Origin of the sequence: Phyllobacterium zundukense (genome assembly GCF_002764115.1) — a bacterium.
Classification (GTDB): Bacteria; Pseudomonadota; Alphaproteobacteria; order Rhizobiales; family Rhizobiaceae; genus Phyllobacterium; species Phyllobacterium zundukense.
This window is the reverse complement of the sequence record NZ_CP017940.1, coordinates 2,558,122-2,581,564: the sequence shown is the minus strand read 5'-3', so window position 1 is coordinate 2,581,564 and position 23,443 is coordinate 2,558,122. Positions and strand designations below refer to the sequence as shown.

Sequence of the window (23,443 nt, the reverse complement as noted above, 5' to 3'; positions counted from 1 at the left end):
GCGATTGCTCAAAGGATATCGATGAATTCCATCCCCGTATTAGAGGTCAAGAACCTCTCCAAGCGCTTCGGCGATCGCGGCGCCGCCGGGCTGAAGAACATCAGTTTCTCGATCTCAGACGGGGAAACGCTGGCGGCGGTCGGCGCCTCGGGGTCAGGAAAGACCACGCTGGCGCGGCTGATCATGCGGCTTGCGGAGTCCGACGAAGGTTCGATCCGTCTCCAGGGGCAGGATATCACGGTACTGCACAGTGAGCTCTTGCGGCCGCTACGTCCGCGTTTCCAGATGGTGTTTCAGGATCCGCTGGCGGCGTTCAATCCGCGTGCCAGCGTCAGGCGCATACTGGAAGACCCGCTGCGCCTGCACGGTCTTGCGGCCAAGGAGGAGTACGATGCCGTCATCGGCGCGACACTGGAGCGCGTCGGCTTGAGCGCGGACCTGATGGCGCGGTTTCCACTGGAATTGTCCGGCGGACAGCGGCAGCGCGTCGCGATTGCGCGGGCAATTCTGACCAAGCCGGCTCTCATCGTGCTCGACGAACCGGTATCGGCGCTCGATGTCTCGGTGCGGGCGCAAATCCTCAATCTGCTGCTCGACCTGCAAGAAGAGACAGGCGTCGCCTACCTGTTCATTTCGCATGATCTTGCTGTCGTGCGGGCTTTTGCAGATCGAATGATTGTGCTGGAAGAGGGGCGGATCGTCGAAAGCGGGATAACGGATGAGGTGCTTGCCAACCCGTTGGCGGATGCCACCCGGGTGCTGATCGATGCCGTGCCGCGACTATCGGCTTAAAGGCCGTTCATTTTGCAACGACGGGTGCAACCACAAAATTCTGCCGGCCTTTGACGATGGCGGAGGCCGTTCCCCCCAAGACCACCAATACTCCCGCCATGACGGCGATCAAAATCAAGAAGTCCCGCAACTCCAAAGGCTCTATATCCCGATCTCGCATCGCAACAGCTCCACTCGACGGCAATCTGCATCAGCCGGCGAAGTGCATCAATAAATCGCGAGATCGTTAATATTCATTACACGGGGTCAAATGGAAGCTGCGTAGCCGACAAGTGCCGCCAGGACGACGCCAGCGAGAAATATGCCGAAGTACCACCTGGAGGAATTGTGCACTGCCCAGGCGCATTCGTCGTCTTCGTCAAAGTCATCGATCATGGTGCGAACCCTTTCAGGTTGGGAATTGGTCCGCCATTGAGAGACAGACCAGATTTCCGATGCGTCCATGGGGTATCCGGATGGCTTGATACCTCGCAGAAGTGGGGCCCAGATTGCCCACGATTTTGGTCGTGAACGATACTGAGCCCCTGTCGAGATTGCTTGTGAACTCGCCCAGTGCTCTCCCGACGATGATAAAACTCGTCAAGGCGCAATTCGTTCCAACATTGTGAGATCAGACAGACGCCGGCGCGATGGGGTAGATTGGTACAGTTTGGTTCAGGGCAGGGGATTTTCAGATGTCGAGGGCCCGTTTTATCTCGAACAAGGCCCGGCCGATCGCAATATCAGCCTCAGACTCCGCGCTCTCGGCCGGTGTCTGCAGGAACTGTTCGCCAAGATCGGACAGGGCAAGGGCGACCTCATACCTGTGCCAGCCGGCTTCCAGGGCTTGATCGGCCAGTTGCAGAACCTCCGTCCTCAGGGCGTTCTTGCAATCCTGCGTTCGGTCCAATGGATCATCGGAGCTTTTGGGTGGCTCTATCATGCCTGGAATTCTAGCCCCGAAAGGCAGGCTCACAAGGCGCCAATTGGAACTAAGGCGGCTACCGAAGTAACCAACCATTCGTGTAATTTATAATCCCTCGTGGTTACGGGGAGGCGGGATAGAGCGGGCGGCATCAAGCCACCCGCTCTATCCGGATCACTTGATAATCTGGATTTCGGACTTTTTCGTCATAGTCGCTGGGGGATTGCTGGCGACGAGGGCATCGGCGGCGCCTGTTGCATCTTGAGCGTCGATATCCAAGGACCAGATGCGAACATTGCCAGGGTTCATCTTGTCCAGGATCTTCGGGATTCCCGGCGTTTCCACAAAGGCATCGGTTTGATCAACAGGAATGAAACCCTTTTCAACGTCGAACGCGGATTTGGCATCGAGCGGCGTTGCATTCTTACTGCTCATCGTTTTCTTGTTCTCGTCATAGGTTAATTTCCAGACCTCGGTCTGTCCGGTAGTGCCTGAATAACCCTCGTTGCGTATCGCATATTGTATGTACGGAGTATTTGCGTAGTTTTTGACATTTAGGAACATACCCGCAGCAATGAGGAAATCCAGTTTGAATTCCCGCTCATCGAGTTGAGCAATGCGGAATTCATCGTTCTGGACACTGGCCTCGGAATAATCCAGACAAATATCGATACCGAACGGCAATCCGTCGATGATGTCATTCTGAAAGCTGTTGGAGAGCAGTTTGCCTTGCGAGTCGAACGACTGCGCGACTGATGAGGATACGTATTCGATACGAACAGTCAGGCCATTCTTGGTGTTGAGGATACATTCTTTCAACACGTTGTTCACACCGGGATTGATCGGGTTTTTATCCAGGTCGGCGATACTCCGCTTGCAGGATCCACCATTTGCCTCATCGATATAGTCAATTGAGGAGACGACGCGTTTGGGCCAGATCATATAAGCCGGGCGCGGATAGTTTTTGTCATTTACCGGCAGATTATGCGTGCAAACCAGATGATTTGCAGCGTTGTAGATGGTGCCGGTTGTTCCATCGGGCTTGAGGACGTTAAAGCTGGGCTCCAACGCCGCAACTGTCCCGGGCAGCAAGACAATATGGCCGTATTGGCTCGCCGGAAACTTCGATATGAGCGTTCGGGCGTTGCGTGTCACCGTTTCCAGATACAGGTCCGTGGACGCTTGCAGCTCAGCCTCGGTCCAGAAATCCCCAAAGGGCACGTTCCAGAAGAATTCCGGAACGGTGAAAAAGCTGACATCGAATTCCTTCGGGGAATGTTTTTCAAAGGCTGTCACCATCGCCCGGTAGACAAGCGCGAGCCGGTTGTCCAATGCCCGCTTCAGATAGTCTTCGATGCTTTCATAGGTAATGAGCTTGGTCGTGCCATTTTGATCGGGAGCTATAACCGAAATAGAGCGATGGGTTCCAGCTTTCACTGTCTTGCGCGTGGAAACCTGAGTGAACGAGTTGTATTGCAGGCTGTAGATACCGACCTTCTTCGGCTTGGATGGTGCCGGCGGTTGCTCCGGAATATGCGTGACCTCGACGGTCGTCTGTGCATCGGTTTTCTGGTTCGGCGGAGGCGGCAGAATGTCTGTCGTCTTGTACGGAGGCAATCCAATATTCAACGACTGGTTCGCCGGCGGGACTTCCGGGCCGGACCTAAAAGTGGATGTACCAGCATCAGGGGTGTCGCCCTCATTGCATCCGCCCAGCATCGCCAGGAGCGGTGCGGCCGGCAACCAGGCGCATCCCATCAGGAGCTTGCGGCGCAATTGCGAGATTTGATCGGTGTTCGAAGAGGGCTTGCGGCCCGTTCCAAAATTTATCTTCATGAAAATACCCCGGTGAAAATTGTTGCTGACGGTAAAAAACATCCCGCCACACCCACGAAAGCAGGTTTCATGCCAAGTGATACGCCAAGGGGTAAAAAACGCGCTATGATGTGGTTCGGGGAGAATTGTTGCCGCTGCATCGCGTCTGGGGGTGATACCGCTGCGATGCTGTTCATTCACCAAGGGTTGAATCGGATTGACATGCGACGGTTCAGGGGGCGCAGTTTAAATTTTGTGCACAAAAAGGCGCCGATTATGATCCAATTATCGATAAGCCAACTCGGTAAGCCAGCAAGCTCCGACGAAGAGAGAGACCGTCACGACCACCATCAAAAAGTTTGCCGACTTGCTACGGATGGCAGCGCTGGGCTGCTGATAACAGATCGCCCCGGCGATAAACAGCAGCGCCAGGTAGCTCAAGCATTCGAAGATCTCTTCCTTTATCTGATTTGAAACCGATCCGTGAAGTATGTCGAAGATTGCGCCGGCCAAAAGGAGAATGCTTGCAACATAAAATGGCCATGCCGATTTACTGAATACAAAACGCATCACGCTGCCAACCAGGCTCCAGCGAAAAACCATGTAGCCGATGGCCACTGCCGCAACCACGAGCGCCTCATGAATCCGGTGTGATTTGCTTTCCAGATAAGTGGTGATTGGGCCGACCTTGTCGACCTCCAGCTCACGAAAGAAAAAGACGAGGCCAAGCATGGCCATTGCAATGCAAAACATTCGCTCCGCGCCCGACAGTGTCGCTGCCGCGGCAAAGAACAACAGTGCTCCGCCTGCAAGGTAAACAAGTTGCACGGTCTCGATGGGCCCGGACTCGTCCAGCGAAACAGAGACATGGGCAGGGTCTATCGAAAGCCAGAAATAAAGCGCGTTTGTTGCCAGAACGACGAACAGAAACAGAGCAAACGTCGACGTGAAACCAATCCTGGTCATGTGTATTCCAATGCTAGCCAACTAAATAAATAACATTAATGAAACACGTCCCAAATCGCAACCAGTGCGTGCGGTTAAGCGAACGCCGATTGCGGTAAAATCACGTAAGTTGTCCAGCAAGGTAGGGGGGAAAGGCAATGCCAGGCTCGACGCCTTGTCGAACTGCATAGGATCATATGCCAACGCAAAGCAGCTCGTCGTCAGCGTGGCGGTGGGGGTTTAGGGGGAGGGGGCATCGGGGGGCGGCGAGCTTCCGTGGCCTGGTGGTAATATCCACATCGAGTGGAGGGACTAGCTGACCGTCCTCGTGACGTGCACGGTCTGTGTCTTCGCTCGCTGATATAAAAGCCTTGAAAACACTGGTCGGAGTGAGAGGATTCGAACCTCCGACCCCGTCGTCCCGAACGACGTGCGCTACCAGGCTGCGCTACACTCCGTGACCAGTGACGCGCGTATATAACGTCCGGTTTCGGTGGCTGCAAGTCGTTTCCTGTGCTTTTTGAATTATCGTGGCTGGAACGCACTCCCGGCAATAAACAGCTGAATAGCCCTTGTGATCCCCGCTGAAAGTCTTGTATCGATTCGGATGGAAACGCTCTGGCCAGACCATGATGGAAAGACGAGGCTGCATAACATGACCACAGGCAAACAACGCATTATCAGCTTCGTCATGAGCGGTGGCGTCGGCTCGCGGCTGTGGCCCCTGTCGCGCGAGGATTTCCCCAAGCAGTTCCACAATCTCTCGGGCCAGGGATCGATGCTGCTGCGTACCATCAAGCGCATGGGCGCACGCACGAAAGCGGCTGTTCCGGTCTATCTGCTGGCCTCGGAACGCCACGCAGATCGCATCAACCAGGATATTGCCGGCGTCGACCTTGCCGGTGGCAGACCCATTCTCGAGCCGATGGGCCGCAATACGGCCTCGGCTGTTGTGCTGGCAACCGAGATCACCCTGCGCGAACATGGCGACGAGCTTATGCTTGTCGTGCCTTCGGATCACGAGATCACGACCGACCGCGATTTCTGGAATACGATCGAGGCCGGCATCGAAGCCGCAAATGCGGGCCGCATTGTTGTCTTCGGTATCCAGCCGGACCGGCCCGAAACGGGATATGGCTATATCGAAGTGGGGCCGGAAGTTTCGGCAACGCGCGATGTGGTGCGTTTCGTTGAAAAGCCGAACGAAGAAACCGCCAAGGGATATCTTGAATCCGGGCATTTCCTCTGGAATGCCGGGATTTTCCTTTTCCGGGCCAGCGTCATGCGCGATGCCTTCAAGGCGCATGCGGCGGAGATCTGGGACAAGGCCCTTACTGCCCTCGATCAGGCCGATACGAATATATCGGGCACCTATCTGCCGCATGATCTCTATGCGGCAGTGCCTTCCATCTCAGTCGACTACGCGATCATGGAACGCGCTTCGGATATCGCCCTTGTACCGGCGACATTCCGCTGGAACGATCTCGGTTCCTGGCAATCCCTGCTCGAGGTTGGTTCTGTCGACGGCAGCGGCAATGTGATCGTCGGGGATGTCGTCGCGATCGATTGCGAGCACAGCTATCTGCGCAGCGAAGGGCGCCTGCTTTCCGCTGTGGGCTTGCGCGATACCGCGGTGGTCGCAACAGCGGATGCCACTTTTGTCGCGCCGGTCAGCGAAAGCCAGAATGTCCGCAAGGTCGTCGAGCAACTGGAAAAGACCGGACGGCTCGAGACGAAATTCACGCCCGCGCAGGATCGCCTGCCGCATGTTGGCGCGTATGGCAATCGGGTCCGGCATTGGCTGTTCGACGAAACCTTGCCGCTATGGTCCACCGCCGGCGTCGACGAGCGGCACGGCGGTTTCCATGAGGCACTTTCCTTTGACGCGATTCCCATCAACAGGACCAAACGCATGCGTACTATGGGGCGGCAAATCTATGCATTCGCCGTGGCCAATGAAATGGGCTGGGATGGACCCGCAGAGGAACTGATCGATCACGGCATCCGCTTCATAAGCAATGGTCGCACGGAACGGGGCGGCTGGGTAAAGACGTTCAATCCCGATGGCAGCGTTCTGGATGCCACAGAGGATGCATATGACCAATCATGTGTATTGCTTGCGTTGGCTCACGCGCACAAGGTCGGACACAAGGATGCTCTTGCGCTCGGCACCGAGACCTTTGCGTTCATCGACGAGCACCTGGCGGACGCCAGGCTGACCGGCTTTCTCGAAACGCCGGGCGATATGGGCATGCGGCGATCAAACCCGCACATGCACCTTCTGGAGGCATTCCTTGCCTGGTACGACGCAACGGGCAATCGTGACTATCTGCAAAGAGCGGCGAGGATCGTCGATCTGTTCCGGCATCACATGTTTGATTCCGAGACCTGGACGCTCGGCGAATATTTCAGCAATGACTGGGCACGTGCACCGGGAGAGCCGGGTGAGTGGACCGAACCCGGCCACCACTTTGAATGGGCTTCGCTATTGTCGGATTTCGCTGCCGCATCCGGCCAGAAAGATGTCGTTCGCTATGGGCGCAAACTCTATGCGTCGGCAATCGCCAATGGGCTCAATCGTTCAACAGAACTGGCCTACAATGCCGTCTCGCGCCACGGCCTGCCGCTCGACAGGAATTCACGCAGCTGGCCGCAGACCGAAGCCGTCAAGGCGGCGATTGCGCTCGACGGCAATGGCGGGCCTGACCTCAAGCCGGAAGTGGAGGCTCGCGTTGGCCGGCTCTTCCGCTGGCATATCGAGCCGGCGCCGAAGGGGCTGTGGATCGACCTGATCGACGAAACCGGGCGGGCCAAGGCCGAAGATGTTCCAGCCTCGATCTTCTATCACCTCGTCTGTGCTCTTACCCAATATGTGGATTATGTAAGTAAAGGGAGATGATCAAAGCTCGCCTTGCTTTTATGAGAATATACGTCTATGTATATTCGCATATGCATAAAATGAATATGCGAGGCGCGAAATGTCCCTTTATATCAGAGACGATGAAGTCGATTCTCTCGCCAAGCAGGTGCAGCAGGCGATAGCAGCGCCCACCAAGACAGAAGCTGTGCGGATTGCCTTGCAGCATGAACTTGAAAATGCTCGAAAAAGCATACCGCTGCGAGAACGTATCAGGAAAATCCAGGAGGATGTTCGAGCCATGGGACCGGACGACCCTAACTTCGACATGAAGGCATTCATGGATGAAGGGTGGGATGGTCTTTAATGTTTCTGGATGCTTCGGCAATTGTTGCCATTCTAGCCGATGAGGACGATGCGGAATATCTGCTATCCAAAATCCAGCAATGGAAAAAGCCGATTCACTATTCATCGTTGTCGATATATGAGGCCGTGATCAGCTTGGCGCGGAAGAAATCACTGGTTGTTGAAGGGAATAAGCTTCCCACTCACCCGACCTTGATTGATCAGGCACAACGGCACGTAGAGACGTTTATCGAGACGATTGGCGCTACCGAAATTGCAATTGACTCGGCCACGCATCGCGTAGCGATCAAGGCAAGCCGGAATTACGGACGTGCGGTGGCACACCCGGCGCGATTGAATTTCGGCGATTGCTTCGCCTATGCATGCGCCAAGGTCCACAATATCCCGCTGCTATATAAGGGAGATGACTTCCCATTGACGGATATTGAATCCGCTTGAAGCCATCAAACCTCAGTAAGGGCTGTCGACCTTGCCCGTTTCCACATAGACCGACTTGATCTGGCTGTAGTGATAGAGCGCAGCCAGACCGTTCTCGCGGCCGACGCCGGACTGCTTGAAGCCGCCGAACGGCATTTCGACCGGCGCGAGATTATAGGTGTTGATCCAGCAGGTGCCGGCCTTGAGCTGGCTGATCACGCGGTGGGCGCGTGACAGGTCCTTGGTGAAGACACCGGCTGACAGGCCGAATTCCGTATCGTTGGCGCGGGCGACGACCTCTTCCTCGTCCTTGAAATCGAGGACGGCCATGACCGGCCCGAAGATCTCCTCGCGGGCGATGACCATGTCATCGGTCACATTGGTGAAGATCGTCGGCTCGACGAAGCAACCGCCCTCAAAGCCCTGCATCTGCGGCACACCGCCACCGAAATGCAGCGTTGCCCCTTCGGCCTTGCCCTTTTCAATGTAGGACACGACCTTGTCGCGCTGGGATGCATTGACCAGCGGTCCGAGATGGATTTCCGGGTCGAGCGGATCGCCGAGACGAATGGCCTTGGTGCGCGTGGTCAGACGGTCGAGGAACTGGTCCTTGATGCCGCTCTGCACGAAAACGCGCGTGCCATTCGAGCAGACCTGGCCGGTTGAGTAGAAATTGCCGAGCAGCGCGCCGCCGACGGCGTTTTCCACATCGGCATCGTCGAAGATGATCAATGGCGACTTGCCGCCGAGCTCCATGGTGGCATGTTTCATATGCGAACCGGCCTGCGCGAGGACGCGTTTACCGGTTGGGACAGACCCGGTGAGCGACACCTTGGCGACCAGCGGGTGATCGACGAGTTGCGAACCCACATCGCCAAAGCCCTGCAGCACGTTGAACAGCCCGTCAGGAAGCCCGGCTTCCTTGTAGACTTCGGCAAGGGCGAGGGCGGAGAGCGGGGTGTTTTCCGAAGGCTTGAAGATCATGGCATTGCCGGCGGCAAGCGCCGGGGCGGATTTCCAGCCAGCGCCCTGGATCGGGTAGTTCCATGCGCCGATGCCGACGCAGACGCCGAGCGCCTCGCGCCTTGTATAGGCGTAGGAGCCGCCAAGCTCGATCATCTCGCCATTGAACCCGGCGATGATGCCGCCATAGAATTCCAGCGCATCGGCAGCGGAGGCGGGGTCGGCGACCAGCGTTTCCTGAATGGCCTTGCCGGTGTCGAGCGTTTCGAGTTCGGCGATTTCGGCATTGCGGGCGCGCAGGATATCGGCTGCACGGCGCAGGATACGACCGCGCTCGACCGGCTTGAGTGCCGCCCACGCCGGTTGTGCGGCTGCTGCTGCCTGCACCGCCTGATCGATCAGCGCAGGGGTTGCACCAAAGAGTTTGGCGATGATCTCTCCGGTCGCCGGATAGATCACATCAAGCGGCTTGCCTGCCTTGTCCTCGACGAAGCGGCCATTGATGAAATGCGATGCCTTTGGCTGCGCGCGCATGGTGTTCTCCTGAAGTTTGTTCATTTGTATCGTATTTTGCCGCCGCTTATCTATCACTTACCTGCCAGCGCGGATTGATCCAAGGTTCCTGGTTGGAGCGTGGCAGAGGATCGCGGCCAAGGATATGGTCGGCAGCCTTCTCACCGGTCATGATCGACGGCGCATTGAGATTGCCATTGGTAACCCGCGGGAAGATCGAGCTGTCGGCAACACGAAGCCCTTCGATGCCGATGACGCGGCATTGCGGATCGACCACTGCTGTTCGATCATTCGCCGCGCCCATTTTGCAGGTGCCGCAGGGATGGAAGGCGCTTTCCGCATGTTCGCGCAGGAAGTCATCGATCTCCTCGTCCGACTGCACGTGGCTACCCGGCGAAATCTCGCGGCCGCGATAGGGATCAAGCGCCGCTTGGGCAAAAATCTCACGCGTCAGGCGTACGGCATGGCGGAAATCCGTCCAGTCATCGGGATGCGACATGTAGTTGAAAAGGATCTTCGGCTTCTCGAGAGGATCGGAGGAGCGGAGCGTGACACTGCCACGCGACTTCGAACGCATCGGCCCGACATGCGCCTGGAAGCCATGACCCTTCGCCGCCGCCTTGCCATCGTAGCGAATGGCGGCTGGCAGGAAATGGTATTGGATATCCGGATAGTCGATGCCGGGCTTCGAGCGCACGAAAGCGGCGGATTCGAAATGGTTGGTGGCGCCATGGCCGCTCTTGAAGAACAGCCACTCGGCGCCGATCATTGCCTTGGAGAAAAGTCCAAGCTTCGAATTCAGCGTGATCGGCTTCAGGCTCTCCTGCTGGATATAGACCTCCATATGGTCCTGCAGGTTCTGGCCGACACCGGGCCGGTCCGCGACGACCTGGATGCCATTCTCCTGCAGATGCGCGGCAGGGCCAATGCCCGACAGCATCAGCAGCTTGGGTGAATTGATTGAGGAAGCGGCGATGATGACTTCACGGCGGGCACGGATGATTTCAGTCTTGCCACGCCGGGTGATTTCAACACCGACTGCGCGTTGATTCTCGATGATCACACGCCGGGCGAAGCCGTTGACGAGATTCACATTTTTCCGCTTGAGCGCGGGGCGAAGATAGGCGTTAGCCGTCGACCAGCGGCGCCCCTGATAGATTGTCTGCTCCATGGCGCCGAAGCCTTCCTGCTTCGAGCCGTTGTAATCATCGGTGACTTCAAATCCGGCCTCTCGTCCCGCTTCGACGAAAGCGTGGAAAAGGGGGTTGTCGCGCTGGCCGCGCTGTACATTCAATGGACCGTCTGTACCGCGCCATCCTGCCTCGCCGCCGTGCGAATTCTCCATGCGCTTGAAATAGGGCAGCACGTCCGCGTAGGACCAGCCGGTCGCACCGCTTTCCGCCCAATGGTCGAAATCATGCGCATGGCCGCGCACATAGACCATGCCGTTGATCGAGGACGACCCGCCGATCACCTTGCCGCGTGGCGTCACCAGCCTGCGCCCGCCAAGATGCGGTTCCGGCTCTGAAGCAAAGCCCCAGTCATAGGTGCTCATGTTCATCGGGAACGACAGGGCTGCCGGCATCTGGATGAAGGGGCCAATATCGGTGCCGCCAAATTCAATGACTGCAACCGAATATTTGCCGTCTTCCGACAGGCGGTAAGCCATGGCGGAACCGGCTGAGCCTGAACCCACTATTACAAAATCTGCTTCCATTGCCAGGCCCTTACTCACTCGCCGCGCGGATAGCGGGCATTCTCTTCCAGAACGTTCAAATCCATATGATTGCGCATGTAGCGCTCCGAAGCCTTCTGCAACGGCTGATAGTCCCACGGATAGTAGGAGCCGTTGCGCAGTGCGTCGTAGACGACCCAGCGCCGTGCCTGGCTTTCGCGCACGGCGGCGTCGAAGGCTGCCATGTCCCAACGCGCGTGCGCCTTGGCCGTGAAATCGGCGAGCAGTTTGGCATGCGCAGGTTCGCTGGCGAGATTGGTCAACTCGTGCGGATCCGATTCAAGATCAAAGAGTTGCGGCGGGTCGATCTCGCAGTGCACGAACTTGTATTTGCCTTCCCGGATGCACACGAGCGGCGCATTCGAGCCTTCCGCGGCATATTCCATCAGGACCGGCCCGACGCGATCCTTGCCTTGCATGACAGGAGTGAGGTCTTCACCATCCGTCCACGGCAGGACTTCGGCAATATCGATGCCGCCCAGCGCAGCGAGCGTCGGGTTGATGTCGAGCGTGGAGACTGGCTGATGGATCAATTGCGGTGCGATGCCTTTGCCGGCGATCATCAGCGGCACGCGTGCCGAGCCTTCGAAGAAGTTCATCTTGAACCACAGGCCGCGCTCGCCCAGCATGTCGCCATGGTCTGAGGTGAAGACGATGATCGTGTCTTCCAGCATGCGCGTCGTGCGCAACACCTCGAGGATTTCGCCGACCTTGTCGTCGATATAGGAGATGTTGGCGAGATAGCCCTGCCGTGCTCGCCGCACCTGTTCCGGGGTGATATCGAACTCCCGGTGTTCGCAGGCCTCCATCAGCCGCTGTGAATGCGGGTCCTGTTGTTCGAAAGAAATGCCCCCCACGACCGGATCGAGCGCGGGTGAGCCTTCATAGAGGTCCCAATATTTGCGCCGCGCCACATAAGGGTCATGCGGGTGTGTGAACGAGACCGTCAGGCACCAGGGGCGCCGCGATGCTTCATCGGACTCACGCGACAGCTGATAGAGTTTCTGCCGTGCGTGGAACGCGACCTCATCGTCATATTCCATCTGGTTGGTGATTTCGGCAACGCCAGCGCCGGTGACGGAACCGAGATTGTGATACCACCAGTCGATGCGCTCGCCCGGCTTGCGATAATCCGGTGTCCAGCCGAAGTCGGCCGGATAGATATCCGTGGTCAGGCGCTCTTCGAGACCATGCAACTGGTCCGGACCGACGAAATGCATCTTGCCGGAAAGCCCGGTGTAGTAGCCCGCGCGGCGCAGATGATGCGCGTAGGTCGGGATGTCGGAAACGAACTCGGCGGCATTGTCATAGACCCGGGTCCGCGACGGCAGCTGGCCGGACATAAGCGAAGCGCGGGCAGGGGCGCAGAGCGGCGAGGCCGTATAGGTATTGGCAAAGCGGGCCGAACGCTTGGCAAGCGCCTTCAGATGCGGTGCATGGATGAATTCCGCCGGACCATCTGGAAACAGCGTTCCATTCAGCTGGTCAACCATCAGGATGAGTATATTCGGCCTTGTCATTGCGATACTCCGGCGGCGGCAAGTTTCGTCGTTACATAATCTTCCACGAGCGCTATGGCGTTCGCTGCTTCAGGCGCGCCATTGCGCAGCGCATGGCGGATATACAGCCCGTCAATCATGGCGCCGGCGCCCTCGGCGATCTGCACGGCCGTGTCCCGCTTCGTCAGCTGCTGCAGCGCATGCGCGAGGTTGGAATGCATACGCCGCGCATAGACCCGCAACAAGCGGCGCGTATCTTCCGACTTTTGCGCGTGGACGTAGAAAGTCAGCCAGGCGGCAACGGTCTGCGGAGCAAACTGCGAAGCGGAGAAATTGACGGCAATGATCGCCGCGATGCGTGCGGCGGGCGTTGTCGCGGTTTGCAGCGCGGCCAACAGGTCGTGGCCGAGTTCCTTCAGAAGGTGCCGCATGGTGGCGAGGATCAGCTGTTCCTTGCCGCCAAAGTAATGATGCGCGAGGGCAGGCGAAACGCCGGCTTCATGGGCAATCTCGGCGACCGTTACATCAAGCGAGCCGCGCTGGCCGATGGTGCGGATAGCAGCATCGATCAACTCCCGCTTGCGCAGTGGTTCCATTCCAACTTTGGGCATGTTGATAGACCTCGTTTGATCGGCATATTATTCTTGATTGACTGATCAATCAATAAAATTTCGTCGCGATATTGCGGGCTTTACCTTGAATGACTGGCGGTTCATGGTTAGGTCAAAGACAAGACATTTGTGGAGGAATGAGATGACAGCCTGTATCGTTGGATGGTCGCACCTGCCGTTCGGAAAACTCGAAGGCGAAACTGTCGAAAGCCTGATCGTCAAGGCCGCGCTTGGGGCGCTTGACCATGCCGGCATTGGCCCTGACGACGTTGACGAGATCGTGCTTGGTCATTTCAATGCCGGGTTCTCGCCGCAGGATTTCACCGCCAGCCTCGTCCTGCAGGCAAGCGACGCCTTCCGCTTCAAGCCAGCGACGCGCGTCGAAAATGCGTGCGCGACCGGCTCAGCCGCGGTGCACCAAGGCATCAAGACCATCCGTGCCGGCGCTGCAAAGGTTGTTCTTGTGGTGGGTGTCGAGAAGATGACATCGACGCCCGGGCCGGAAATCGGAAAGAACCTGCTTAAAGCTTCTTACTTGCCGGAAGAGGGCGAAGTCCCGGCCGGTTTTGCCGGCGTGTTCGGCCAGATTGCCGCCGCCTATTTCCAGAAATATGGCGATCAGTCCGATGCGCTGGCGACGATAGCCGCCAAGAACCACAAGAATGGCGTGGGCAATCCCTATGCGCAGATGCGCAAGGATCTGGGTTACGAATTCTGCCGTCAGGAGAGCGAGAAGAACCCCTTCGTCGCCGGACCTCTGAAACGCACGGACTGCTCGCTGGTGTCCGATGGCGCTGCTGCTCTGGTGCTGACCGACACGCAGACGGCGCTGAAAATGAAGCGCGCGGTGGCATTCCGCGCAGCAAGCCACGTTCAGGATTTCCTGCCGATCTCCAAGCGCGATATCCTGCTGTTCGAAGGTTGCGCCGAGGGCTGGAAGCGTGCGCTGAACCAGGCCGGCGTGACCATCGACGACCTTTCATTCGTCGAGACCCATGACTGCTTCACCATTGCCGAACTGATCGAATACGAAGCGATGGGATTGGCGAAGCCGGGCGAGGGCGCCAAGATTGCGCTCGAGGGCCAGACCGCCATGGGCGGCCGCCTGCCGGTCAATCCTTCCGGTGGTCTCAAGGCCAAGGGTCACCCGATCGGCGCCAGCGGCGTCTCGATGCACGTTCTGTCGTCAATGCAGCTGACAGGGGAAGCAGGCGGCATTCAGGTGCCTGATGCCAAGCTTGCGGGCATCTTCAACATGGGTGGCGCTGCCGTTGCCAACTACGTGTCGGTGCTGGAAAGGATCAAGTAAGCGTCACCGCTAAATGCCGACCCTGCCGAATCCGGGCACCTTAAGTCCCGGATTCAGAATATCAAATCCGGCAACCAAACCCATGAAATTAATTTCGAATCCGCTGCGTGCACCAGCGGCAAAGCCGATATATCCGAAGAGCGTTGCACGGAAATTCCGCCAGTCATCATCGATGGCAAACAACCTGCCATCGGTCGGGAAATCACGGCCAACCGCGTTGGATGGCAATACGACGCCGATTTCCGGAACCAAGCGCAGGACGTGTGCGACGAAACTGTTTGAGTTCGGGCCCGGCCATAGCACGTAACTACCGGGCCTCGCATAGGGATATTGCTTGATGGCAGCTTCGATCTTCGGGATCAGCCCTCGCGCCTCGGTGCCATGGATCTCATGCACGATGGAAGGCGTATTGGAGTACCATCGCCCATCGGCATCGTAAGCGTTCTTGCGCACCGGCGTACCCCAGCCGACGACGTCATAGCGGTCGTAGCTGGTTGTTCCGGGACGTTTTACCACCAGCCAGGAATGCAACGACAGTGCCCCCTTCAAGCCGCCTGTACGGGCGGCCAGAATATAGATTGACGCGTCGCTGGCCTCCGGCTTGGAAGGTAACACGCCGCTGGAGCTCCAATCGGCTGCACGCCAGTTGTCAGCATGATGTTGGGTCATCCACCATCCGGCTGCAGCCAACGAAGGGACAATGAAAAGCACGAGGATTGCCAGTGCCAGTCGGGTGAACAAACTGATCAAGAAGTTTCTCCATTGGAAAGGCAGGCAGACCATCCTATAAGAGCAGCAATTCCGGCTGATTTCAGCCAAATTCGTGGGAAAAGTTGGGTCTTATGAGCAATCCGGTTCTGGTTGAAGTTTTTAGAGGCGAAACGGTCGAAAGCCGCCATCGCGGTTCGGTGATCATAACCGATGGCGACGGCAAGATCGTCTTCTCGCTTGGCGATATTGAACGCCCGACCTTTCCGCGTTCCGCGATCAAGGCCATCCAGGCGCTGCCCCTGGTCGAAAGCGGTGCGGCGGATGCCTATGGCTTCGGCAATGAGGAACTGGCGATGGCCTGCGCCTCGCATTCCGGCGAGCCGGAGCATGTGCGCAGGGCGGCTGACATGCTGGGCCGCGCCGGGCTCGATGTTTCGGCGCTGGAGTGCGGAGCGCACTGGCCATACCAGCAGCCGGTTCTCATAGCGCTTGCACAGAGCGGCGAGACACCGACAGCGCTGCACAATAATTGCTCCGGCAAGCATGCCGGGTTCCTGTGCACGTGCCGGCATCTTGGCATTGAAACGCGTGGCTATTCTGCGCTCGGTTCGCCCGAGCAGGATATGGTACGCGATGCGATGGAAGCGGTGACGGGCGCGGCCCATACTCTGGATCATTGCGGTACGGATGGCTGCTCCATCCCGACCTACGCCATTCCCCTGAAGAACCTGGCCCATGGCTTTGCCCGTATGGCAACAGGCACCGGGTTCGAACCGGTAAGGGCCAAAGCGGCCCGGCGTCTGCTCGATGCGACGATGGCAGCGCCGTTTTATGTGGCAGGCACACACCGGGCATGCACGGAACTGATGGAGATGGCGCCGGGCCGGATATTCGTGAAGACGGGTGCGGAGGGCGTCTTTGTGGGGGCTCTGCCGAAGCTGGGCCTTGGTATTGCCGTCAAATGCGATGATGGCACGACGCGCGCTTCCGAGGCGATCATCGCAACGGTGCTGGCACGGATCTTCCGCAACGAACCGGAACTGGAGTCGAAGCTGGACCGCTTTGCCGATCGCGAAATGCGCAACTGGAATGGCATTACCTACGGTGTCGTCAGTCCAACCGAAGCGCTGACAGACGCAGATATCAACTGATGACATTCCGCTCGACCAGCAAGTTCGGATAGTCTGTAGCGCTTTTGCGGGTGAGATCCTTGACAGTGACGTCGGTCCAGTTGTGACCGACAATTCCGCCATTCTTGGCCCCCTGGATGATATTGTTGGTGACGACGGCAGAGCCAACACCTTTGACCACGCTGACATAGATACCTTCGCCTGACGTGCGGACGATATTGCCGGTGGCAATGACATTGCGCATGTAAGGGCCCCATCCAAGCTGAATACCATAAAGCGGTGCGTTTTCGACGACATTGCCGCTCACGGCTATGTCAGCCTCGACGGCGATACCAACGCCGAACGTACCGGGGTAGGGTCCTTTGCTGGAGAGGTTCCTGACGACATTGCCGCTGCAGGTGCCCATGCGCCCGCCGCCGTCGAAATTTACCATCGAAATGCCATTGCTGGCGCCATCCACCAAATTGTTGGCGATCACCGCGCCTACGAAGCCAAATTCAGAGTAAATCGCGGTTTCGCCGCTCGCAGTACAATTGTTGCCGGTGATCTGGAGGTTGCCTGCCGTATTGCCGCGGATCGCGGTGAACGCGCTGCCATTCAACACGTTGTTGGAAACGACGACATTGTCCGCTCGAAAAACATTGATGGCATTGCCATTCTGACCTGTGCCACCGGTGTCCGCCCTGATCCTCTCAACGCGGTTCCCTGTTATGATCGTGCCGTCGCGGCCTTGCTCATAACGTTGAACGAGAATGCCGCCATTGCCGCAATCGCTGATTGTGTTGCCGGTGATCTGCAATCCGCTGGAGTCAGCGGCGAAGATGGCGGCATCGCTGGCATTTGAGATACGGGTCTTCTCGACCCGCCCGCCGCATTTGAACAGGTCGACGGCATTCTTGTGCGCACCGACAATGTCACAATCATCCAGCACAAGGTGGGCAACATTGCTGGCCTCGATCAGTCCTCCTGTTGCTTCGCCAAGTGGCCTGCCATCGCCATCGATTACGAGGCCGGAGAGCTGAACATGATCGGCTCCGCTGGCCTTGATCAGGCTCGTGTAACCGCCGAACAGCAGCCGCGACTTTCCAGCGATGCCGCGAAGATTGACGTAGACCGGAAACGTGAGGCCTGAAACCACGTAGGTTCCGGGCGGCAGGAAAATTTGTTCACCCGCCGCGCTCGCTTTCGCCAGCAGAGCATTGAACTTCACGGACTGATCATCCGGCGATCCCGGCTGCAGGCCGAATTCCGCTGCGTTGATCGATCCGGACGCCGCTTGCGCTCGTGCGACACATGGCAGGGCGCTGCCGCTGGCAAGCCCGGCCAGTCCTGTGAGGACAAGACGTCGGTTTATCATTTCGCTAATCCGCAGCTGGAGCGCCTAAATCGAAGGATTACACTTGCTGTCCGGGCTCGCAAGACCTACGTTGGTATGATGAGCAGAGCTTTCACCAAGGAAGACGATACCAATTCGGCCACCGATTTCGGCGAGCGCCCGATAAGCCCTCACCGCAACCTGGTGACGGAGCAGGGGCTGGCGTTGATTGACGCAGAAATAGCTGCCGCGCACGAAGCGCTGGCCAAGGGCAATGCCGAGGCAGATCGCGACCTGATCAGCCGTGCCGCGCGCGATTTGCGCTACTGGACGGCGCGGCGGGAAACTGCCGAAATCTCCCACCCGGATCCGCACAGCGATGTGGTGAGGTTCGGCATGACCGTCACAATCGTCGACGAACACGACAGGACGCAGAGCTGGGCGATCGTCGGTGAGGACGAGGTGGATGCCAGCCACGGCATGATCTCCCATGTCTCGCCGATGGCGATGTTGATGTTCGGCAAATCCGTCGGCGATACGTTCGAGCTGAACGGCCACGAGTGGGAAATCACTGCGATCAAAGCGGCACCTTGAGGTTGAATCCCTCTGTGAGCGCCTGCGCGTAACCGATTCATATAAAAGACATTTTCAGATCGGTTTGATGATGACCTTCGGCCCGTCCCCTATGGGGTTATGAACAGGTTTGAGTGCGATGCCACTTTCGGTTTCGACTACTTCCAATTCATCACCAACCTTGAGTTGATGTCGCTCGATAATTTCGTTCGGGAAGATCAACCAGTCGTCGTCGTCAATCCGTTGAATCTGGATTTTCACAGCCAACTCTCACTATTATTTCGCTAGCCCGTAACGTACCCGCTTGTCCACTTGGCTGCTATTGGACCTTAGTCTTACAGCCAGCCCTTCTTGCGGAAGATCAGCAGCGGGATGACTGCCGAAGCGATCATCAGGGCGATTGCCATCGGATAGCCCCAGATCTCATCGAGTTCAGGCATGAAGTGGAAATTCATACCGTAGATCGATGCAACCAGCGTCGGCGGCATGAAGGCAACGGCTGCAACCGAGAAAATCTTGATGATGGCATTCTGTTCGATCGAGATCAGGCCGACGACTGTATCCAGCAGGAATGTGACCTTGTTGGAAAGGAAGTCCACATAGGTGCTGAGCGACTGCGTATCGCGCTCCAGCGACTTGATCCAAGCCCGCGCATCTTTCTTGACGTTCTCGTCGGGAATAGCTGCCGTATAGACGAGCAGGCGACTGACTCCGGCGATACTTTCACGAATCTTGGATAGAAAAGCCCCCTGGATACCGATGTTGTTGAGACTGTCCCTAAAGTTTTTTGTGGTCATCGGCTTGTCGTTCTCGGACCGCCGGAAGATCGCATGGGAATTCACATCGATTTCACCGGCGACGCCCTCAAGAATATCAGCAATGCGATCGGTCACGGCTTCGATAAGGCCGAGCAAGATGGTGATTCCGCTGCACTTGGGTGAAATCAGCCCGTTCCCCGGCTTGGTCGCGCGGCTGATGAACACGCTGAACGCCTTTGGTTCAGTATAACGGACGGTCACGAGCAGCTTTCCAACAAGAATGAACGATACCGGAGCGATGCCGTGATGTTTCGTTTCTGTGGAGTGCAGGATCGAGGCCGTCAGATATTGCGCGCCATTCTCCGCATAGAAGCGACTCGATTCCTCGATCTCGATCATGTCCTCGTGGGTCGGTATGGCTGCCTTGGTCCAGTTTTCGGTCTGGAGGTCTTCCTCGTGCGTCGGATTGATAAGATCGATCCAGACCGCATTTGGAGGCAGCTCCGCGCCGGCCAGGGCCGCGCTTGGCATCAGGTAATCGTCTTCCAGGGTATAGACATAAATCATTTCAAAGCGAATCCAGCAAGGTATCGATCAATTTCTCGGCCGCCTCGCCAATTACCGTGCCGGGCGGGAAGATCGCCGTGGCGCCAGCCTTGAGAACTGCATCGAAATCCTGGGGCGGGATGACGCCGCCAACGATGATGAGGATATCGTCCCGCTCGCGCCGTTTCAGCGCTTCCTTCAGTTCCGGCACAAGCGTCAGATGTCCCGCCGCCAGCGAGGAGACGCCGACAATGCGCACATTGCTGTCTGCAGCAAGTTCCGCGACCTCGTCGGGCGTCTGGAACATGGCGCCGACGATGACTTCGAACCCGAGGTCGCCAAAGGCGGAGGCGATGACCTTCTGGCCGCGATCATGGCCATCCTGGCCCATCTTGGCGACGAGTATGCGTGGCTTTTCCCCGGTACGCTTTTCAAAAGCCGCCGCCTTTGCCTGCACCCGGTCGACGATCTCGCTCTTGCCGACTTCCTTGCGATAGACGCCGGAAATCGTGTGGATTTCCGCTACGTGACGCCCATAGGCCTTTTCCAGTGCCAGCGAGATTTCGCCAACCGTTGCCCGTGCCCGCGCCGCCTTGATGGCGAAGTCGAGCAGATTGCCCTTTCCCGTCTTCGCTACCGTGGTGAGTGCGGAAAGCGCCGTATCGACGGCGGCGACATCGCGCGTGCCCTTCAGCTGCTGCAGCTTGGAAAGCTGGCGCGCCCGCACTTCCGCATTGGCGACTTGCCGCACATCGATTTCCATGTGTTCGGTCGGGCGATAGGAATTGACGCCGATGACCGGCTGCTGGCCGCTGTCGATACGGGCCTGCGTGCGGGCTGCAGCGGCTTCGATGCGCATCTTCGGGATGCCCTGCTCGATGGCCTTGGCCATACCGCCCAGCGCTTCGATCTCCTCGATATGGGCGAGGGCGCGCGCTGCAAGGTCGTGGGTCAGGCGCTCGACATAGGCCGAACCACCCCACGGATCGATGATACGCGTCGTGCCGGATTCCTTTTGCAGGATCAACTGCGTGTTGCGGGCGATGCGCGCCGAATGGTCGGTCGGCAGGGCCAGCGCCTCGTCGAAGGAGTTGGTGTGCAGCGATTGGGTATGGCCCTGCGTCGAAGCCATGGCTTCGATCATGGTGCGCATGATGTTGTTATAGGGATCCTGTGCCGTCAGTGACCAGCCCGAGGTCTGCGAGTGGGTGCGCAGCGACAGCGAACGTTCATCCTTCGGATTGAAGTTCTTCTTCATCAGAGCAGCCCAGAGCAGGCGCGCGGCACGCAACTTGGCAACTTCCATGAAGAAATTCATGCCGATCGCCCAGAAGAAGGAGAGGCGTGGCGCAAATGTATCGATGTCCTGCCCGGCAGCGACACCCGCGCGCGCATATTCGATGCCATCGGCGATCGTATAGGCGAGTTCGAGGTCAGCGGTCGCGCCCGCTTCCTGCATATGATAGCCGGAAATCGAGATCGAATTGAATTTCGGCATGTTTTCGGATGTGTAGGAAAAGATGTCCGAGACAATCCGCATGGAGGGCTGTGGCGGGTAGATATAGGTGTTGCGCACCATGAATTCTTTCAGAATGTCATTCTGGATGGTGCCTGCGAGCTGCTTTTGGGCAACGCCCTGTTCTTCCGCTGCAACGATATAGAGCGCGAGGATCGGCAGCACGGCGCCGTTCATGGTCATCGACACGGTCATTTCGCCGAGTGGAATGCCATCGAACAGCTGCTGCATGTCGAGAATCGAATCGATGGCGACGCCTGCCATACCGACGTCGCCGGCGACACGTGGATGGTCGCTGTCATAACCCCGGTGCGTGGCGAGATCGAAGGCCACCGACAGGCCCTTCTGGCCCCCGCCAAGATTGCGCCGGTAAAACGCGTTGGATTCCTCGGCCGTCGAAAAACCGGCATATTGCCGGATCGTCCACGGCTGCTGCACGTACATGGTGGGGTAGGGACCTCTGATGAACGGCGCTGCACCCGGAAATGTATCGAGATTCGACAAGCCGCGAAGCGCCGGCTCACCATAGGCGCGCTTGACCTTGATGCCTTCAGGCGTCTTCCAGCTGGCTGCCTCCGGCTTGGGGGCCAGCGTCTTCGGCTCTTGCCAACCGATCTTGGTGAAATCCGGAATTCTCATTTTATTCAGAGGCCTGCAATGTTTCGTCGATGCGCGGGAACGTCAGCGGTTCGCAATGAACCACCCCGTCGGTCGGCAAGGGCATGTGGGGGGCGTCGAGCACAGTGACCGGCCGCTCCTGTTTGGCGGGAAAAAGTGTGGTGCCGATAATGGCCCGTTTGCCCGAACGATACTCCTTTGAGCGGGCATTGCGCGCTTCGACAATCCGCGCCTGGAACTTGCCATCGACGAGGCTCTGCAAAATGCCGCCATCGCGCTCAAGTGCCTGGAATTCCTTCCATGCTGTCTCACAAAGCCCTTCCGTCAGGCTTTCGACGGCGCCGGAGCCACAGGCAGGGTCGGCCACGAAGGCAACGTTGCTTTCATCGGCAAGGACCAGCTGGGTGTTGCGGGCAAGGCGCCGCGCAAAGGCGTCGGGCAGGCCATGGGCAATCGTATGCGGCAGGATCGCGATCGAATCTGCGCCGCCAATGGCTGCCGCGAAAGCCGCAATTGTCGTGCGCAATATATTCGTCTCCGGATCCAGCTTCGTCATCATCCGGTACGACGTTTCGGTGTGGATGGTCGCCGGCGCTGGGCGCATGCTGCCGCAGGACTCCTGCAACCGCGCCCACAGGCGCCGCATTGCCCTGATCTTGGCGATGGAAACAAACTGGTCCTGATCGACGGAAAGTGCAAAACCGAGGTGCGGGGCGGCGTAGACGATGGGCTGGCGCGCCTCCTCGAACAGCCGGAAATGGCCGGTGGCGATGGACAGCATGGCGCCGAGTTCCTGCGCTTCTGTCGCGCCGGCATTGTGATAGACGCGGCCATCCGCCTCGAGCACGATACCTGGCAGATCCGGTGAGAAAAAGCCGGATAGCGATTGCGGCAGCGAGGCTTTAAGCGCCGCAAGGGTCATGCGCAGTCGGCCGGTTCCGGCCAATGTCGCCGCCGGATCGATGCCGAGCGAAAAGCTCAGCGTCTTCGGATTGACGTCGCGCGGCCGCATGTAATCCACGAACCAGTCGGCGCAGGCGCGGCTCTTCGGATGCACGTCCATGCGCAGGTGAATCATGTCGAGATGCACGCCTTGGAGTACCTTGTCGACGGCCTCGCGCGTCGAGGGCAGGCCATAGCCGAAGGCATTTGGCGCACCTTCGAACACCAGCGCGATGCCGGTCGCGCCATTTTCCAGATCTTCCAGCAACTGCCTGTTGGCGCGAACCGGATCCGGATCATCGATTCGCTGAACCATATGCCAGGCTTCGGCTGGATTCTTGCGGGGAGTCAGCTTGGCCTTGCGGCGGCGCTGATAAAGCGGCTCGATCGCGATATTGTCATCGGTCCTTGAGATCAGCGTTTCGTCGAAATCCGCGCCTTTAAGGGCTTTTTGCGCGAGTTTGACCCAGGTCTCCCGGTCAATCGTCGCAAATTCAGTTTCCTTGAGCAGTGACGCGTCCATGCTTTCTCCCGGTCGCCCGTATTTTTGCGTCCGACTTTAGGGGGAACAATGCTGCTTCGCAACAAAGCAAAGTGCCGCTGACGCA

The 23,443-nt window shown here is 58.1% G+C and carries 21 protein-coding genes and 1 tRNA gene; 7 read left to right on the top strand and 15 right to left on the bottom strand.

All coding sequences use genetic code 11. The annotated features are described in order from the left end of the window. The first annotated feature begins 21 nt into the window (after nt 1-21). Complete coding sequence (locus BLM14_RS12990) at nt 22-792, top strand: ABC transporter ATP-binding protein (protein WP_099999737.1); 771 nt, start codon at nt 22-24, stop codon at nt 790-792. Nucleotides 793-1,038: 246 nt separating this feature from the next. Here BLM14_RS12990 and BLM14_RS32445 read toward each other — a convergent pair whose 3' ends face one another. The 5 genes from BLM14_RS32445 to BLM14_RS12970 form a co-directional block, all read right to left on the bottom strand. Next, nucleotides 1,039-1,167 (bottom strand): hypothetical protein, encoded by a 129-nt coding sequence (locus BLM14_RS32445; RefSeq protein WP_257791397.1) that lies wholly within the window; start codon nt 1,165-1,167, stop codon nt 1,039-1,041. A gap of 295 nt (nt 1,168-1,462) precedes the next feature. Beyond that, nucleotides 1,463-1,714, bottom strand: a complete 252-nt coding sequence (locus BLM14_RS12985) for a hypothetical protein (protein WP_099999736.1) — start codon at nt 1,712-1,714, stop codon at nt 1,463-1,465. A 156-nt stretch (nt 1,715-1,870) separates the two neighbouring features. Beyond that, nucleotides 1,871-3,532, bottom strand: a complete 1,662-nt coding sequence (locus BLM14_RS12980) for a hypothetical protein (RefSeq protein ID WP_133123955.1) — start codon at nt 3,530-3,532, stop codon at nt 1,871-1,873. A 264-nt stretch (nt 3,533-3,796) separates the two neighbouring features. Then, entirely contained in the window at nt 3,797-4,306 is a 510-nt protein-coding gene (locus BLM14_RS12975; protein WP_162293156.1) for a hypothetical protein, read from the bottom strand. Between the two features lie 531 nt (nt 4,307-4,837). Continuing rightward, nucleotides 4,838-4,914: transfer RNA gene (locus BLM14_RS12970), tRNA-Pro, on the bottom strand. 197 nt (nt 4,915-5,111) lie between these two features. Here BLM14_RS12970 and BLM14_RS12965 point away from each other — a divergent pair. From BLM14_RS12965 to BLM14_RS12955, 3 genes are all read left to right on the top strand, one after another. Further along, nucleotides 5,112-7,355, top strand: coding sequence for an AGE family epimerase/isomerase (locus BLM14_RS12965; RefSeq protein ID WP_100001293.1), 2,244 nt, complete (start codon nt 5,112-5,114; stop codon nt 7,353-7,355). A 79-nt stretch (nt 7,356-7,434) separates the two neighbouring features. Continuing rightward, on the top strand, nt 7,435-7,680 hold the full coding sequence (locus BLM14_RS12960; RefSeq protein WP_099999733.1) for a type II toxin-antitoxin system VapB family antitoxin: 246 nt from the start codon (nt 7,435-7,437) through the stop codon (nt 7,678-7,680). Next, entirely contained in the window at nt 7,680-8,117 is a 438-nt protein-coding gene (locus tag BLM14_RS12955) for a type II toxin-antitoxin system VapC family toxin (protein ID WP_099999732.1), read from the top strand. The genes BLM14_RS12960 and BLM14_RS12955 overlap by 1 nt, the downstream gene beginning before the upstream one ends. Nucleotides 8,118-8,129: 12 nt before the next feature. Here the strand turns inward: BLM14_RS12955 and betB are convergent, their stop codons facing one another. Genes betB through betI form a run of 4 tightly spaced genes read right to left on the bottom strand, consistent with a single transcriptional unit; the run spans nt 8,130 to nt 13,417 of the window. Continuing rightward, entirely contained in the window at nt 8,130-9,593 is a 1,464-nt protein-coding gene (gene betB, locus BLM14_RS12950) for a betaine-aldehyde dehydrogenase (protein WP_100001291.1), read from the bottom strand. A 46-nt stretch (nt 9,594-9,639) separates the two neighbouring features. Continuing rightward, nucleotides 9,640-11,289: a choline dehydrogenase gene (gene betA, locus BLM14_RS12945; RefSeq protein WP_099999731.1), complete on the bottom strand. Its 1,650-nt coding sequence runs from the start codon at nt 11,287-11,289 to the stop codon at nt 9,640-9,642. Between the two features lie 14 nt (nt 11,290-11,303). Then, entirely contained in the window at nt 11,304-12,827 is a 1,524-nt protein-coding gene (betC, locus tag BLM14_RS12940) for a choline-sulfatase (protein WP_099999730.1), read from the bottom strand. Further along, entirely contained in the window at nt 12,824-13,417 is a 594-nt protein-coding gene (betI, locus tag BLM14_RS12935; RefSeq protein ID WP_099999729.1) for a transcriptional regulator BetI, read from the bottom strand. Before betI ends, betC begins: the two co-directional genes overlap by 4 nt. Before the next feature lie 142 nt (nt 13,418-13,559). On the opposite strand from betI, the gene BLM14_RS12930 reads away from it, so the two are divergent. After that, complete coding sequence (locus BLM14_RS12930; protein ID WP_099999728.1) at nt 13,560-14,726, top strand: acetyl-CoA acetyltransferase; 1,167 nt, start codon at nt 13,560-13,562, stop codon at nt 14,724-14,726. A 9-nt stretch (nt 14,727-14,735) separates the two neighbouring features. On the opposite strand, the gene BLM14_RS12925 is transcribed toward BLM14_RS12930, so the two are convergent. After that, a complete protein-coding gene (locus tag BLM14_RS12925) occupies nt 14,736-15,473 on the bottom strand; it encodes a DUF3750 domain-containing protein (protein ID WP_237143546.1) in 738 nt (245 codons plus the stop codon). 95 nt (nt 15,474-15,568) lie between these two features. Here BLM14_RS12925 and BLM14_RS12920 point away from each other — a divergent pair, with 95 nt between their 5' ends. Further along, complete coding sequence (locus BLM14_RS12920) at nt 15,569-16,588, top strand: asparaginase (protein ID WP_099999726.1); 1,020 nt, start codon at nt 15,569-15,571, stop codon at nt 16,586-16,588. On the opposite strand, the gene BLM14_RS12915 is transcribed toward BLM14_RS12920, so the two are convergent. Then, nucleotides 16,581-17,924, bottom strand: a complete 1,344-nt coding sequence (locus BLM14_RS12915) for a TIGR03808 family TAT-translocated repetitive protein (protein WP_099999725.1) — start codon at nt 17,922-17,924, stop codon at nt 16,581-16,583. The genes BLM14_RS12920 and BLM14_RS12915 overlap by 8 nt on opposite strands. Before the next feature lie 78 nt (nt 17,925-18,002). On the opposite strand from BLM14_RS12915, the gene greA reads away from it, so the two are divergent. Next, complete coding sequence (gene greA, locus BLM14_RS12910) at nt 18,003-18,476, top strand: transcription elongation factor GreA (RefSeq protein ID WP_100001289.1); 474 nt, start codon at nt 18,003-18,005, stop codon at nt 18,474-18,476. Between the two features lie 54 nt (nt 18,477-18,530). Here greA and BLM14_RS12905 read toward each other — a convergent pair whose 3' ends face one another. The 4 genes from BLM14_RS12905 to BLM14_RS12890 form a co-directional block, all read right to left on the bottom strand. Then, nucleotides 18,531-18,716, bottom strand: coding sequence for an AbrB/MazE/SpoVT family DNA-binding domain-containing protein (locus BLM14_RS12905; RefSeq protein WP_099999724.1), 186 nt, complete (start codon nt 18,714-18,716; stop codon nt 18,531-18,533). Nucleotides 18,717-18,790: 74 nt separating this feature from the next. Then, a complete protein-coding gene (locus BLM14_RS12900) occupies nt 18,791-19,780 on the bottom strand; it encodes a magnesium transporter CorA family protein (RefSeq protein ID WP_099999723.1) in 990 nt (329 codons plus the stop codon). 1 nt (nt 19,781) lies between these two features. Then, nucleotides 19,782-21,914: a methylmalonyl-CoA mutase gene (gene scpA, locus BLM14_RS12895; protein ID WP_099999722.1), complete on the bottom strand. Its 2,133-nt coding sequence runs from the start codon at nt 21,912-21,914 to the stop codon at nt 19,782-19,784. 1 nt (nt 21,915) lies between these two features. Beyond that, a complete protein-coding gene (locus BLM14_RS12890) occupies nt 21,916-23,358 on the bottom strand; it encodes a methylmalonyl-CoA mutase subunit beta (RefSeq protein WP_099999721.1) in 1,443 nt (480 codons plus the stop codon). Nucleotides 23,359-23,443 lie beyond the last annotated feature (85 nt).

What these genes read in the sequence shown, in the direction of transcription:
- betI (WP_099999729.1), bottom strand. Translation starts at nt 13,417, where the DNA reads ATGCCCAAAGTTGGAATGGAACCACTGCGCAAGCGGGAGTTGATCGAT.
- BLM14_RS12980 (WP_133123955.1), bottom strand. Translation starts at nt 3,532, where the DNA reads ATGAAGATAAATTTTGGAACGGGCCGCAAGCCCTCTTCGAACACCGAT.
- BLM14_RS32445 (WP_257791397.1), bottom strand. Translation starts at nt 1,167, where the DNA reads ATGATCGATGACTTTGACGAAGACGACGAATGCGCCTGGGCAGTGCAC.
- BLM14_RS12960 (WP_099999733.1), top strand. Translation starts at nt 7,435, where the DNA reads ATGTCCCTTTATATCAGAGACGATGAAGTCGATTCTCTCGCCAAGCAG.
- betB (WP_100001291.1), bottom strand. Translation starts at nt 9,593, where the DNA reads ATGCGCGCGCAGCCAAAGGCATCGCATTTCATCAATGGCCGCTTCGTC.
- scpA (WP_099999722.1), bottom strand. Translation starts at nt 21,914, where the DNA reads ATGAGAATTCCGGATTTCACCAAGATCGGTTGGCAAGAGCCGAAGACG.
- BLM14_RS12930 (WP_099999728.1), top strand. Translation starts at nt 13,560, where the DNA reads ATGACAGCCTGTATCGTTGGATGGTCGCACCTGCCGTTCGGAAAACTC.
- BLM14_RS12915 (WP_099999725.1), bottom strand. Translation starts at nt 17,924, where the DNA reads ATGATAAACCGACGTCTTGTCCTCACAGGACTGGCCGGGCTTGCCAGC.
- betA (WP_099999731.1), bottom strand. Translation starts at nt 11,289, where the DNA reads ATGGAAGCAGATTTTGTAATAGTGGGTTCAGGCTCAGCCGGTTCCGCC.
- BLM14_RS12900 (WP_099999723.1), bottom strand. Translation starts at nt 19,780, where the DNA reads ATGATTTATGTCTATACCCTGGAAGACGATTACCTGATGCCAAGCGCG.
- BLM14_RS12990 (WP_099999737.1), top strand. Translation starts at nt 22, where the DNA reads ATGAATTCCATCCCCGTATTAGAGGTCAAGAACCTCTCCAAGCGCTTC.
- betC (WP_099999730.1), bottom strand. Translation starts at nt 12,827, where the DNA reads ATGACAAGGCCGAATATACTCATCCTGATGGTTGACCAGCTGAATGGA.
- greA (WP_100001289.1), top strand. Translation starts at nt 18,003, where the DNA reads ATGAGCAGAGCTTTCACCAAGGAAGACGATACCAATTCGGCCACCGAT.
- BLM14_RS12985 (WP_099999736.1), bottom strand. Translation starts at nt 1,714, where the DNA reads ATGATAGAGCCACCCAAAAGCTCCGATGATCCATTGGACCGAACGCAG.
- BLM14_RS12920 (WP_099999726.1), top strand. Translation starts at nt 15,569, where the DNA reads ATGAGCAATCCGGTTCTGGTTGAAGTTTTTAGAGGCGAAACGGTCGAA.
- BLM14_RS12955 (WP_099999732.1), top strand. Translation starts at nt 7,680, where the DNA reads ATGTTTCTGGATGCTTCGGCAATTGTTGCCATTCTAGCCGATGAGGAC.
- BLM14_RS12890 (WP_099999721.1), bottom strand. Translation starts at nt 23,358, where the DNA reads ATGGACGCGTCACTGCTCAAGGAAACTGAATTTGCGACGATTGACCGG.
- BLM14_RS12965 (WP_100001293.1), top strand. Translation starts at nt 5,112, where the DNA reads ATGACCACAGGCAAACAACGCATTATCAGCTTCGTCATGAGCGGTGGC.